The organism is Streptomonospora halophila (assembly GCF_039542725.1).
GTDB classification, from domain to species: Bacteria; Actinomycetota; Actinomycetes; order Streptosporangiales; family Streptosporangiaceae; genus Streptomonospora; species Streptomonospora halophila.
The window spans coordinates 91,197-104,497 of record NZ_BAABIK010000015.1 but is presented as its reverse complement, the minus strand read 5'-3'; the positions used below and the strand labels follow the sequence as shown (position 1 = coordinate 104,497).

Annotated in this window: 11 protein-coding genes; 8 read left to right on the top strand and 3 right to left on the bottom strand. The window is 71.9% G+C overall.

The window, feature by feature from the left end; all coding sequences use genetic code 11:
• Window positions 1–124: 124 nt before the first annotated feature.
• The 5 genes from ABEA15_RS14480 (at window position 125) to ABEA15_RS14460 (ending at window position 5,821) form a co-directional block, all read left to right on the top strand.
• Window positions 125–886, top strand: a complete 762-nt coding sequence (locus ABEA15_RS14480) for an isoprenyl transferase (RefSeq protein WP_344144478.1) — start codon at window positions 125–127, stop codon at window positions 884–886.
• Window positions 887–1,261: 375 nt separating this feature from the next.
• Window positions 1,262–2,530 carry an RNA 5'-3' helicase PhoH2 gene (phoH2, locus tag ABEA15_RS14475; RefSeq protein ID WP_344144626.1) on the top strand — a complete coding sequence of 423 codons (1,269 nt, stop codon included), beginning with the start codon at window positions 1,262–1,264 and terminating at the stop codon, window positions 2,528–2,530.
• A gap of 232 nt (window positions 2,531–2,762) precedes the next feature.
• Window positions 2,763–4,331 carry an alkaline phosphatase D family protein gene (locus ABEA15_RS14470; RefSeq protein ID WP_345557038.1) on the top strand — a complete coding sequence of 523 codons (1,569 nt, stop codon included), beginning with the start codon at window positions 2,763–2,765 and terminating at the stop codon, window positions 4,329–4,331.
• A gap of 170 nt (window positions 4,332–4,501) precedes the next feature.
• Window positions 4,502–4,717, top strand: coding sequence for a hypothetical protein (locus tag ABEA15_RS14465; RefSeq protein ID WP_344144474.1), 216 nt, complete (start codon window positions 4,502–4,504; stop codon window positions 4,715–4,717).
• 447 nt (window positions 4,718–5,164) lie between these two features.
• Window positions 5,165–5,821, top strand: coding sequence for an aggregation-promoting factor C-terminal-like domain-containing protein (locus ABEA15_RS14460; protein WP_344144624.1), 657 nt, complete (start codon window positions 5,165–5,167; stop codon window positions 5,819–5,821).
• A 178-nt stretch (window positions 5,822–5,999) separates the two neighbouring features.
• Here ABEA15_RS14460 and ABEA15_RS14455 read toward each other — a convergent pair whose 3' ends face one another.
• Complete coding sequence (locus ABEA15_RS14455) at window positions 6,000–7,388, bottom strand: class II fumarate hydratase (protein WP_345557037.1); 1,389 nt, start codon at window positions 7,386–7,388, stop codon at window positions 6,000–6,002.
• A gap of 198 nt (window positions 7,389–7,586) precedes the next feature.
• Between ABEA15_RS14455 and ABEA15_RS14450 the strand changes: the two genes are divergently transcribed.
• Window positions 7,587–8,654: an ABC transporter ATP-binding protein gene (locus ABEA15_RS14450; RefSeq protein ID WP_345557036.1), complete on the top strand. Its 1,068-nt coding sequence runs from the start codon at window positions 7,587–7,589 to the stop codon at window positions 8,652–8,654.
• A complete protein-coding gene (locus ABEA15_RS14445; RefSeq protein WP_345557035.1) occupies window positions 8,651–9,475 on the top strand; it encodes an ABC transporter permease in 825 nt (274 codons plus the stop codon). The genes ABEA15_RS14450 and ABEA15_RS14445 overlap by 4 nt, the downstream gene beginning before the upstream one ends.
• 319 nt (window positions 9,476–9,794) lie before the next feature.
• Here the strand turns inward: ABEA15_RS14445 and ABEA15_RS14440 are convergent, their stop codons facing one another.
• Window positions 9,795–11,288 carry a hypothetical protein gene (locus ABEA15_RS14440; protein WP_345557034.1) on the bottom strand — a complete coding sequence of 498 codons (1,494 nt, stop codon included), beginning with the start codon at window positions 11,286–11,288 and terminating at the stop codon, window positions 9,795–9,797.
• 206 nt (window positions 11,289–11,494) lie between these two features.
• Window positions 11,495–12,526, bottom strand: a complete 1,032-nt coding sequence (gene glpX / locus ABEA15_RS14435) for a class II fructose-bisphosphatase (RefSeq protein ID WP_344144463.1) — start codon at window positions 12,524–12,526, stop codon at window positions 11,495–11,497.
• Window positions 12,527–12,663: 137 nt separating this feature from the next.
• Here glpX and ABEA15_RS14430 point away from each other — a divergent pair, with 137 nt between their 5' ends.
• Window positions 12,664–13,290 carry a TetR/AcrR family transcriptional regulator gene (locus ABEA15_RS14430; RefSeq protein WP_386698985.1) on the top strand — a complete coding sequence of 209 codons (627 nt, stop codon included), beginning with the start codon at window positions 12,664–12,666 and terminating at the stop codon, window positions 13,288–13,290.
• The last annotated feature ends 11 nt before the right edge of the window (window positions 13,291–13,301 follow it).

The window sequence follows — 13,301 nt, the reverse complement described above, 5'->3', positions numbered from 1 at the left end:
ATCCGGCGAATCGCCCTAGGCTGGACATGTTGGCGCGCAAGCTCGAGGTCGCTGCGCCGGAGTGCGGTGACATGGACGGGCGCGCCCGCGCCTGTCCCCCGAACGCGGCGAAAGGGAGCGTCCCATGGGGCTCCGTGACCCCCTGTACTGGCTGTACGAGCGCAGGCTGGAGCGTTCGCTCGGCACCTTCGAGATCCCGCGCCACGTCGGCGTCGTGCTGGACGGCAACCGCCGGTGGGCGCGGATCAGCGGTCTCGACAGCGTGCAGGCGGGCCACCAGGCGGGGGCCGAGAAGATCTTCGAGCTGCTGGGCTGGTGCGACGAGGTCGGCGTGCAGGTCGTCACGCTGTGGCTGCTGTCCACCGACAACCTCACGCGCCCCCGCGAGGAGCTCGAACCCTTGCTGGGGATCATCGAGGACACGGTCTCGCGCCTGCGCCGCGAAGGCTGGAACGTCAACCCCATGGGCGCCCTCGACCTGCTGCCCGACTCCACCGCGCGGGTGATGAAAGAGGCGCACGCGGCCACATCCGGAAACTCCGGCCTGATTGTGAATGTTGCGGTCGGGTATGGAGGAAGGCGTGAGATCGCTGATGCGGTTAGGTCGCTCCTCGTCGCCGAGGCGGCCAAGGGCACCAGTCTCGAAGAGCTCGCCGAGCGACTCGACCTGGAGCACATCGCCGAGCATCTCTACACGCGTGGCCAGCCCGACCCGGACCTTCTCATCCGGACCTCGGGCGAGCAGCGACTCTCCGGATTCATGCTCTGGCAGAGCGCACAGGCGGAGTTCTACTTCTGCGAGGTCTTCTGGCCGGCCTTCCGGAAGGTGGACTTCCTGCGTGCGCTGCGTGCCTATGGCGCACGCAACCGGCGCTTCGGCACCTGAGCCGCCCCCGCGTCGGGCAGGCCGCACCGCCCCGCGCCCGGAACGGAGGAGAACCCGCGTAACGGGGCGTTCACATGCCGTGCGGCCCGGGGGCCTTGCTCTTTGCCCGCAGCCGGGTACCGTCGAATCAAGTGGGCGGTGCGTACCCGCTCACTCGGGAGGCCCCGAGCGTTTGAGGTCCTGGCCAGTGAAGGAACTCATGGTGACGAGGGCCGGTCCCGGCCCTTGCGGGGCTGGTCCCGGTCCTTGGTATCCCGTGAGACCAGGGCGCCCAGTCGCGCCCAAAGGGGAGAACGAGTGGCTAGTTCCTCGACCCACCTCCGTGCCGACGAAACTCCCGACCCAGCCGACCGAGGAGGCGAGCGGCGCACCTATGTGCTGGACACGAGCGTACTGCTGGCCGATCCCGCCTCGATCGGCCGGTTCGCCGAGCACGCGGTGGTCCTGCCCATAGTCGTCATAACCGAGCTGGAGAGTAAGCGACACCACCCCGAATTGGGGTATTTCGCCCGTGAGGCCCTTCGCCGGTTGGACGGCCTCCGCCGCGAGAACGGCGGCCTCGACGCCGACGTCCCGGTGAACAACGAGGGCGGGACACTGCGGGTGGAGCTCAACCACAGCGACCCTTCGGTGCTTCCGGCGGGGTTCCGACTCGGTGACAACGACACCCGCATCCTCACCGTCGCCTCCAACCTGCGGGCCGAGGGCGGCGACATCGTCCTGGTCAGCAAGGATCTGCCGATGCGGATCAAGGCGTCCTCCATCGGGCTCGCGGCCGACGAATACCGCGCCGAGCTGCCCATCGAGCACGGGTGGACCGGGATGGCGGAACTGGAGGTCCCCGCGCACGAGGTATCGGCGCTGTTCGAAGGCGACGGCACCGCCGACATCGAGGCGGCACGCGATCTGCCCTGCCACACCGGGCTCGTACTGGTGTCCGAGCGCGGCAAGGCCCTGGGGCGCGTGCTCCCCGACAAGTCGGTCAAGGTCGTCAAGGGCGACCGCGACGTCTTCGGGCTGCACGGGCGCAGCGCCGAGCAGCGCATCGCGCTCGACCTGCTCACCGACCCCGAGGTCGGCATCGTCTCCCTGGGCGGCCGGGCCGGCACCGGCAAGTCCGCACTCGCGCTGTGCGCGGGCCTGGAGGCCGTGCTGGAGCGCGGCCAGCACCGCAAGGTGATGGTCTTCCGGCCGATGTACGCGGTGGGCGGCCAGGACCTGGGCTACCTCCCCGGTACCGAGAACGAGAAGATGTCGCCCTGGTCCCAGGCGGTCCACGACACCCTCTCCGCGGTCACCACGCAGGACGTCGTCGACGAGGTGGTCGACCGCGGAATGCTGGAGGTCCTGCCGCTGACCCACATCCGCGGGCGCTCGCTGCACGACGCGTTCGTCATCGTCGACGAGGCGCAGTCGCTGGAGCGCGGCGTGCTGCTCACGGTGCTGTCGCGGCTGGGCGAGAACTCGCGGGTGGTGCTCACCCACGACATCGCTCAGAGCGACAACCTGCGGGTGGGGCGCTACGACGGCGTGGTCGCCGTGGTCGAGAAACTCAAGGGCCACCCGCTGTTCTCCCACATCACCCTCACGCGCTCCGAGCGGTCCCCGATCGCCGCGCTGGTGACCGAGATGCTGGAGGGCTGAGCCTCCGCCGACCGCGCCGCCTCCGGCACCGGCCCGGGGCGGCGCGGTCGCCTGTCTCCCGGCGGTGGCGCCGACGCTTCGCTGCGCAGGGCGCCGGCGGTGCCGCCGCACGGGGGTGCGGAGGAGATTCGCGGCGGATCGGCGGCGTTAATGCGGAGTTCGCCGTCCTCCTGCGCCGGTGCGATAGAACCCAATGGCGACCTTGCCGTCCCACCCCCGCAGGAGGCATGCCATGCCGTCGTCCCCCGATCCCTCCCGAATCCCCTCCGCCCCCGCGCCCGCGCGGCGCCGGGTGCTGGGCTACGGCGCCGTCGGCCTGGGCGCCGCGGCGCTCGGCGGAATACCGGCCGCGGCCCCCGCGCTCGCCCGCGGCCGCAACAGGCCGAAGCTGACCCACGGGCTGCAGTTCGGCGACCCCCGGCACGACGGCGCAGTGGTCTGGACCCGCGCCGACCGACCCGCGCGCATGGTCGTCGAGGTCTCCGACCGCCCCGACTTCAAGCACTCCAGGACCCTGCGCGGGCCCGTGCTGACCCCCGGCGCCGACGGCACCGGGCGCGTGCGCCTCCGCGGCCTGAAGCCCGGCGCCCAGGCGTACGTGCGCGTCCACGCCGAGTCGGGGCGCAACGACAGCGAGGTGCTGGAAGGGTCCTTCCGCACGCCGGGCGGCGGCCAGCCGACCAGGTTCGTGTGGTCGGGCGACGTCGCCGGCCAGGGCTGGGGCGTCAACCCCGACATCGGCGGCATGCCGGCCTTCACCGCCATGGCCGAGCGCCGCCCCGACTTCTTCCTGCACAGCGGCGACGTCTGCTACGCCGACACGCCGCTGCAGGAGCGCGTGGAGCTTCCGGACGGCCGCGTCTGGCGCAACGTGGTCACCGAGGCCAAGTCCAAGGTGGCCGAGACCCTGGACGAGTTCCGCGGCCAGTACGCCTACAACCTGCTCGACGAGTCGCTGCGCGGTCTGGCCGCCCGTGTCCCGCAGATCGTGCAGTGGGACGACCACGAGGTCGTCAACAACTGGTACCCGGGCGAGATCCTCGACGACGACCGCTACCGGGTGCGCGAGGTGGACACCCTGGCCCGCCGGGCGCACCGGGCGTTCCACGAGTGGCAGCCGATCGTGCCCGCCGAGGCGGTCGACGGCCGGATCTACCGCCGGATCGGCTACGGGCCCGACCTGGACGTCTTCGTCATCGATATGCGCCCCTACCGCGACCCCAACTCCGCCGGCACCGACCGCTTCGAGAGGATCCTCGGCCGGCGCCAGGCCGACTGGCTGGTGGACGGCCTGGCGCGCTCGGAGGCGACGTGGAAGGTCGTCGCCTCCGACATGCCGATCGGCCTGGTCGTGCCCGACGGCGAGGCGATCGAGGGCGTGGCCAACGGCGCCGGCGGCCGCCCGCGGGGACGCGAGTCCGAGCTGGAGCGCGTGCTGCACGGCCTGCACCGCCGCGGCGTGCGCGACGTCGTGTGGCTGACCGCCGACGTGCACTACACGGCGGCGCACCACTACGCGCCGGAGCGCGCCACGGCCCGGGAGTTCTCACCGTTCTGGGAGTTCGTCTCCGGACCGCTGCACGCCGGCGCGTTCGGGCCCAACGACCTCGATCCCACGTTCGGCCCCGAGGTGGTGTTCCAGCACGCGCCCCCGCAGGCGAACGCCTCGCCGATGGAGGGCTTCCAGCACTTCGGCGAGGTCGAGATCGACCCCGGGGGCAAGGACCTCACCGTGACCTTGCGCGACGGCGCGGGCAGCGCGCTGTGGGCCAAGACCCTGACGCCCGAGGGCCGCGGATAGCCGCTCCGGGCGGGCCGGCCGCACGCGCACGCGGCCGGCCCGCGCCGGGCCGCGCCGGGCCGCGGTCGCGGGCCCGGGCGCCGCGCCGGCTCCGGGGTCCGCCCGGCCCGAGGCGGGGTGGACGGTGTCCCGGGGCTGTGGGAAGCTACAGCCGTTTCGGGAGGGGCCCAATGGACACACCGACACGGGAATGCTGCGCGCTCACCGACTGCCCGTGGTGCGGCCGCACCGACCTCGTGTGCCACTACTGCGACGGCCGCGGCCGGTGGTCGCCCGAGCGTCCCGTGACCGACGGCAACGGGATGATCACCTGGGCGCGGGCGGAGGAGCAGTGCCGTATGTGCGCCGGAACCGGCAAGGAGCACCGGCACCTGCCGCTCGACTGAGACCGGGGCCGCCTCGGCGGGCGTGCGCGCGCCGGGCCGGGCACGGTGGCCGATCGCACTCCGGTTACGTACGGTAGTGGTTTCCTGCGCGCATTCCGTCGCGTGCACGGATCACCGCAGTCGACCGGGATTGACGGAGCAACGCATGCCTTTTTCGGGATTTGCCCGGATAACCGTGTGCAATGTGAACTAGGTCATAGCGCAAACCGTGTTACGCGGTCGTGATCATGCGGCAGGGTGGGTCCCGTTGTGAATCAGGAGCCCTTGGGGCGCGTGTGACGGTTCTTTGACCCCCGGCCTCCACGCGGTCTTCTCCCCGGGCGAGACCGGCCGGCGTTCCGCACGAAGCACGTCTCGCTCTCCCCGTTCCCGAATTCAGCGGAGACCCAGGGCACAAGCTCGTGCGCGCACGCATCGCCGGGTGCGCGACTGGCGAAAGGGCGATTGTTGCTACTCAACCGGATCTCGTTGCGAGTCGCCTCTGCGGTCGGCTCCGCAGCGGTGGTCGCAGGCGCGGCGTTCGCTGTCACAGCGTTCGCCGATCAGGGGGGCGGCCCCCAGGAGAGCGCCTCGGTGGTGGTCCCCAAGGCGACCAGCGACCCGCAGCGGTTCTTCGCGGCGGAGCAGGTCTCCGACCAGGAGCTGAAGCAGCAGCGGGACGAGGTGCGCGACCGCCTCTCCGACGTCACCGGCGCGGTGAACGGCTCGGCGACGACCAAGGAGAAGAAGAAGGAGGAGGAGCCCGAGGAACCGGACGACTCCGGGTCGGGCGGCTCCGGATCCGGCGGCGGATCGGCTCCCACGGGCGACCCCAAGTCCATCGCCCAGTCCATGCTCGGCGACTACGGGTGGAGCGCCGACCAGTTCTCCTGCCTCGAACCCCTGTGGGAAAAGGAGAGCGGCTGGGACCACACCGCGCAGAACCCCAGTTCCGGCGCCTACGGCATCCCGCAGGCCCTGCCGGGAAGCAAGATGGCCTCCGCCGGCGACGACTGGCAGACCAACCCCGCCACCCAGATCGAGTGGGGACTGGGCTACATCGACGACCGCTACGGCTCCCCGTGCGAGGCCTGGAACCACTCCCAGGCCAACGGCTGGTACTAGACCGGCCCGGGCCGGGAGCGGGCCCCTCTGGGCCGCCCCCCGGCCGCACCCGCGGCCCCGGGCATCCTTCTCGCCCGGGGCCGCAGCCGTGTCCGGGGCCGGTCCCCGCTTCGCACCGGGGCCGACACAGCGCCGCCGCGCCCCGGCTGCGGGACGCGGCGGCGCGGGTTCCGCCGACCTACTGCGCGTTGGTCATCCGCAGCACGTCCAGGGCCTCGTCGAGCTGGGCCTCGGTGAGCCTGCCGTCGGCGATGTAGCCGCGCTCCAGCACGACCTCGCGGATGGTCTTGCGCTCGGTCAGGGACTGCTTGGCGACCTTGGCCGCCTCCTCGTAGCCGATGTAGCGGTTGAGCGGTGTCACGACCGAGGGGGAGGACTCGGCGTACTCGCGGCAGCGGTCCTCGTCGGCCTCGATGCCCGCGACGCAGCGGTCGGCGAAGACCCGCGAGACGTTGGCCAGCAGCCGGATCGACTCCAGCACGTTGCGCGCGATCATCGGCAGCTGCACGTTGAGCTCGAAGTTGCCGGCCGACCCGCCGAAGGAGACGGCGGCGTCGTTGCCGACCACCTGGGAGGACACCTGAAGCATGGCTTCGCACAGAACCGGGTTGACCTTGCCCGGCATGATCGAGGAGCCGGGCTGGAGGTCCGGCAGCCGGATCTCGCTGAGGCCGGTGCGCGGCCCCGAGCCCATCCACCGGATGTCGTTGGCGATCTTCACGTAGCCCACCGCGACGGTGCGCAACTGACCCGACAGCTCCACCAGGCCGTCCCGTGCGCCCTGCGCCTCGAAGTGGTCGCGGGCCTCGGTCAGCGGCAGGCCGGTGGCCGAGGCGATCTCGGCGATCACCTTGGCGGCGAAGCCCTCGGGGGTGTTGATGCCGGTGCCCACGGCGGTCCCGCCCAGGGGCAGCTCGGCGACGCGCGGCAGGCTCGCCTCGAGCCGCTCGACGCCGTTGCGCACCTGAGCCGCGTAGCCGGCGAACTCCTGGCCCAGGGTGACCGGCGTGGCGTCCATCAGGTGGGTGCGCCCGCTCTTGACGACGGTGGAGAACTCCTCCGCCTTGGCGCTGAACGCGTCCTCCAGGTGCCGCAAGGCGGGGATGAGGTCGTTCACCACGGCCGAGACGGCGGCGATGTGGATCGACGACGGGTAGACGTCGTTGGAGGACTGCGAGGCGTTGACGTGGTCGTTGGGATGGACGGCGGCGCCCGAGCGCTCGCTCGCCAGCGTTGCGACCACCTCGTTGGTGTTCATGTTGCTCGACGTGCCCGAGCCCGTCTGGAACACGTCGATGGGGAACTCCGCGTTCCACTTGCCCTCGGCGACCTCCAGCGCGGCCTCGCGGATCGCCTTGCCGAACTCCTCGGGGATCACCCCCAGCTCCGTGTTCACCTTCGCCGCCGCGGCCTTGATGTGGCCGAGGGCGGCGACGTTGGCGTGCTCGAGACCCTGCCCGGAGATCGGGAAGTTCTCCACCGCGCGCTGCGTCTGCGCACGCCACTTGGCCTCGGCGGGGACCCTGACCTCGCCCATCGAGTCGTGCTCGATGCGGAAATCGCCCATCGTTGAATCACACCTCATGACACGTCCGGGAAACCTGCTCCCAAGAGTGCCAGATTCGCTCCCGGGTCCGGTCGGCAACCCCGCACCGCCTGCGGCTTCGCACCGCCCGGCCGCCGCGGCGGCCGCGGCCGGGCGCCCGCCGTCCCCGGCCGGGAAAAGGAGTGGATATCCCGCGCGCGGCGCTTCTACGGTTATCCCATGTCGCTACCGGGACACCGCTCGTCTCTGGGCCCTGCCGAACCATCCGGACCGGACGGTTCCGAGGGCCCCTCCGACCATTCCCACTCCGCCCGCACCGCCGGTCCGGACCTCGACCGCGCCGACGGCGCCGCTCCGGCCGGCGGCGGTGATCCGGGTGCCGCTCCCGCCATCCGGCTGCGCGACGTCGTCAAGCGGTTCGGCTCCTTCGCCGCGGTCGACGGGCTGAACCTCGACGTTCCCGCCGGAACCGTGTTCGGGCTGCTCGGCCCCAACGGCGCGGGCAAGTCCACCACCATGAAGATGCTCACCGCGCAGAGCCGCGCCGACTCCGGCGAGATCACCGTCCTGGACCATCCGATACCGCGCGCCTCGAAGCTCGCGCGAGCCGAGATGGGCGTCGTACCCCAGCACGACAACCTCGACGAAGAGCTGACCGTCCGCGAGAACCTGGAGGTCTTCACACACCTGTACCGGGTGCCGCGGGCGAGCCGGGCCGAGGCCGTCGACCGCGCCCTGCACCTGGCCCACCTCGCGGACCGCCCGGACCTGCGCGCCGACAAGCTCTCCGGCGGAATGCGCCGCCGCCTGCTGATCGTCCGCGGGCTGGTGCACCGCCCGCGCCTGGTGCTGCTGGACGAGCCCACCGTCGGGCTCGACCCCCAGGTGCGCCAGGAGCTGTGGGGGCTGATCACGGCGCTGCGCGCCGAGGGCGTAACGGTGCTGATGTCCACCCACTACATCGAGGAGGCCGAGCGCCTCGCCGACGTCGTGGCGCTCATGGCCAAGGGCCGGGTGGTCGCCCGCGGCGTCCCCGCCGACCTCATCGCCCGCTACGCGGGCTCGACCGTCGAGGAGTTCCCCCTTGAGCCGGGGGCGCGGGCCGACGAGATCGAGGGGCGCATCGCCGCCGCGGGCCTGGCCACCCGGCGCACCGGCGCCACCCTGTCCGTGCTGCGCGCCGACGAGATCCCCGATTCGCTGCGCGACTCGCTGGGCCGCGGCAGCGCTCGCGCGGGAAATCTCGAGGACGTGTTCGTCACCCTGACCGGGGAGCGTGTGGAATGAGCGTGGACACCAGGACCGCAAGAGGGGCCGCGGCCCCCGCCGCGCAGGCGCCGCCGGGGCGGTTCGAGCTCGCGCCGATCGCGGGCGTGCTGGCCCGCGAGTGGGCGCTGTACCGGCGCAGCTGGAAGCCCACCACCTTCGCCGCCGTCGTCGAGCCGATCCTCATGCTGCTGGCGTTCGGCATCGGCCTGGGCTCTCTGGTGGGCGCGATCCGCGGATACGACTACATCCACTTCCTGGGCACCGGGATCGTCGCCACCTCGGTGCTGTTCACCTCGATGTTCCCGGGGCTGATCGACACCTATGTGCGCCGGGTCTTCCAGCACACCTACGACGGCATGCTGGCCGCGCCCGTCGACGTGCGCGAGCTCGTCACCGGCGAGGCCAGCTGGATCGCCTGCAAGTCGGGCATCTACGGCTGCGCCCCGCTGCTGGTGGCGATCGGGTTCGGGCTGCCCGCGTCGTGGGCGATGCTGCTGGTGCCGGTCATCACGTTCGTCACCGGGTTCGGGTTCGCGCTGACCGGGATCTGGATGTCGGCGGCGGTGCCCTCCATCAAGACGATGGACTACATCATCTCCGGGGTCATCACGCCGCTGTTCCTCATCGCCGGCACGTTCTTCCCCATCGAGACGCTGCCCTCCTGGGCGCAGGTCGCCGCCAAGATCAACCCGCTGTACCACTGCGTGGAACTGGTGCGCGGCACCGCGTTCGGCACCGACGTCGGCACCGCCGCGGGCCACTTCGCCGCGCTGGCCGCATTCGTCGTGGTCGTGTGGTGCCTGGCGGTGTTCCAGATGCGCCGCAAGCTGATCGACTGAGGGGCACCGCGCCGCGCCGTCGCCGGTGGGTTCCCGGCCGCGGTCTGGGATCAGGGACGCACAGGAACCCACCGGAGGACGGGCTCCGGCGCAGGGCGTATCGACGGGTCGCTGTCCTCCTGCGCGGCGCCCCGGCACCGCTCTCGCCGCGTTCTCCTCCGTCGGCAGGGGAGACCCGCCCCGACTTTCTCCCCGGCCGTGCGAGAGCGGCACCGGTCCCTTGCGCAGCGCCCCGCGCCGGAAGAGCGGCGCTTCGCGCCTCGGGCGCGGGGCGCGCGCGAGTGCGCCGCCCGCTGCGGACGGACCCGGCGAACACGCCCTAACCGCCGCCGTTGGGTGCCCAGCGGGCCCGCATCGACATGGTCTCGGCGTCGAAGGTCACCGACGCCCCGACCGCGCCCCACTGCTCGGGCGCGCTCTCCTCGGCGCTCTCGGCGACCGGCCGCAGGTCCAGGTACATGCCCATGTGGGCGGACTCGGTGCCGGCCATCGTCTGCTTGAACACGGCGTCGTCGCCCAGCCGCCCGGTGCCGGTCGTGCCCGAGGTCGCGACGGTCACCGACCCCTCGCTGGTGACGCCGGGAGGCGTGGTGTAGGAGTTCTCCCACATGGTGTCGATCGCGTTCTGCACCGCCTGGGAGTCGGCGCCCTCGGCGCGGTACTGCAGCGACGGCGGCCCGGTGGCGCCGCCGAAGAACTCGTCGACCGACCCGCCGAGGTCGGTGATGCCCAGTGCGGTGCGCTCGCCCAGCAGGCTGGTGAGCCCGTCCGGCATGGTCAGGCCGAGCTCCGACATCAGGTCCTCGAGGTCGGAGAGCTCTTCGGGGTTCTGCTCGTAGGCCTGGCCCATCATGTCGGCGGCACCGCTGCCGCCGACGGCGAAGACGGTGTCGTCGGGCAGGTCGCCCATCAGCTGCAGGCCGGGGTCGGGCAGGTCGTAGTCGGCCGTGGAGACGCCGTCGACGGTCAGCCCGAAGGTGTCGCCGCGCACCTCCATGTACTCCGGCTCGATGCGCAGGCCGACCGCCATGCGCCCGCTCACGTCCTCGTACTGGCCCAGCGACTCCATCGGGTCCGGCTGCTGCACACCGCCGTACTCGTCGAGGCCGTAGCCGCCCGTGCCCGAACCGGAGTCCTCGGCGGCGGTCGAGGCCAGCTGCCCCAGGTCCATCCACGCCGAGGCGACGTTCTCCGTGCCGATCGCCTCCATGTCCTGGTTGTAGGTGTCCAGGTCCTCCAGGCTCCCCTCCGACTCGACCTGGGACTCGAGGTCGCTCAGGGCGGCGGAGTTGGGCGCGAGGATCGCGAAGTCGTCGCGCACGTCGAAGGCCGTGTCCTCGTCTGTGGCGCTGCGGATCTCGTCGAGGGCGGCCTCGGCGGCCTCCTCGTCCTCGGCCTCGATGGCGATCGCCATGGTGGTGCCGCCGCGCTCGGTGGCGGCCTCCTCGCTGTCGGGAACCCACATCGCGAACCCGAAGTGCCGACCCAGCCAGGGCTCGAAGTCCTCCTCGTAGGACATGCCGTCCAGGCCCGCCTCGTCGATGTAGGAGTCGACGAGCTCCTTGGCGGGATCGGCGTCGGGGTCGATCTCGTCGCGCATGGAGTCGGGCAGCCGGTTCACGAACTGCGTGTAGCCGGCCAGTTGGCCTCCGCTGGGCCGGAGGTCCAGCTTGGCGAAGGCGATCGAGGACCCGGGCAGCACCGACTCGGGCTGGGCGCCGACGAAGACGTTCTGGGCGACCGACGTGGCCGCCCACACGGTGCCGGCCATCATGACGACGCCCAGCCCCGCCGCCACCGGAACCATCCACATGCGGTTCGACCGCCGCGGCGCACCGGGCGCCGGCGTATAACCCGTCCCGGCCGGGGGAGGCGGGTACTGGCCGCCGGGCGGGCCCGGGGCTCCCCACGGCGGCTGGTTGGGGGGATCAGGGTAGGACATCGAACCTCCGCAGCGACGCACTTATCCGATACGAAGGTACCAATGCGCAATCGCCGCATTGCGGCCGATCGGGGAGGTCACGGCGGGGTTGCGGCCGATGCGAAGTCCACTCCGCTGGCTGCGGCGAGCTTGGCCAGCCGGTGCTCGCTGCGCACCTGGCGGACCGTGCCGGTGCGACCCCGCATGACCAGGGAGTCCGTCATCGCGCCCCCGGCCTCGTAGCGCACGCCGCCCACCAGTTCGCCGTCGGTGATGCCGGTCGCGGCGAAGAACACGTCCTCGGACGCGACCAGGTCGTCGGTGGTCAGCACCTGCTCCGGATCGTGGCCGGCGTCGCGGGCCCGGCCGCGCTCGGCGTCGTCGGTTGGCCACAACCGGCCTTGGATGACGCCGCCCAGGCACTTCATGGCGCAGGCCGCGATGATCCCCTCGGGCGTACCGCCGATCCCCAGCAGCAAGTCCACGCCGGTGTTGGCGCGTGCCGCCATGATGGCGCCCGCCACGTCGCCGTCGGTGATGAACTTGATCCGCGCGCCGGCCTCGCGGACCTCCCGCACGATCTCCTGGTGGCGCGGGCGGTCCAGGATCACCACGGTCACGTCCTGGGCGGTCACGCCCTTGGCGCGGGCCACCGCCCGTACGTTGTCGCCGATGGGCGCGGTGATGTCGACGGCGGCCGCCGCCTCCGGGCCGGTGGCCAGCTTCTCCATGTAGAACACCGCGGAGGGGTCGAACATCGAGTGCCGCGGCGCCACGGCCAGCACCGAGATGGCGTTGGGCATGCCCATCGCGGTCAGCCGGGTGCCGTCGATGGGGTCGACCGCCACGTCGCAGTCGGGGCCGCCGCCGTCGCCCACGGACTCGCCGTTGAAGAGCATCGGGGCGTTGTCCTTCTCGCCCTCGCCGATCACCACCGTGCCGTGCATCGACACCGTGCTGATCATGTGCCGCATACCGCGCACCGCGACGCCGTCGGCACCGTTCTTGTCGCCCCGGCCCACCCAGCGGGCGGCGGCGAGCGCGGCGGACTCGGTGACCCGGACCAGCTCCAGCGCCAGGTTGCGGTCGGGTGCCCCGGGCGACTCCGGCGGGGTGGTGGGAACGCTCATCTGTCAACCCTTCCAAGCCGGCTGCGCGCGCCACCTGGGCGCGGTCGGTGGTTTTGGGCCAAGCGTAATCACCTGACGTAATGTCGACCTAGGCGGGCCGACGGCACGCCGCCACGGAAGGGAACGGTAAGCCGACGTTGACTGTGGACAGAGCGAACCACAAGCCCGCCCGGACGTCGCACCGCGGAGCGGCCACGCGCAGCGCCCTGCTCGACGCGGCCGCACACGTGTTCCGGACGGTCGGCTTCGCCCGCGCCGGTGTCAGCGAGGTCGTGGAGCACGCCGGGGCCAGCGTGGGCAGCCTCTACCACCATTTCACCGGCAAGGCCGACCTGTACATGGCGCTGTACGAGGACTACCAGCAGCGCCAGCAGGAGCGCACCCACCAGGCGGTCTCGCGGGCACGCGCCCAGGGCGAGAGCGACCCCACCCGGCTGATGTACATCGCGGCGCGCGCGTACCTGGACGGTGCCATCGAGGAGCGCGCCACCACGCTGCTGTTCTTCTCCGGCGACGGCCCGCCCGGGTTCGAGTCGCAGCTGCGCGAGCGCCTGCGCGAGTGGACCGACCGCAACGTGGCGCTGTTCCGCAAGGCCGACGAACCGGTCGACGAAGCCCTGCTCATGGTCGTCAGCGGCGCGATGCTGGTCGCCGTCACCGAGGTGGTGCGCCGCGGCGACGCCGACGCGCGGCGCCTCGCCGACGACATCACCTCGCTGCTGTCACGGCTGGAGCCGCGGGAGCGGCGCGAGCACGCGGGCTGAGCGGCCGCGCC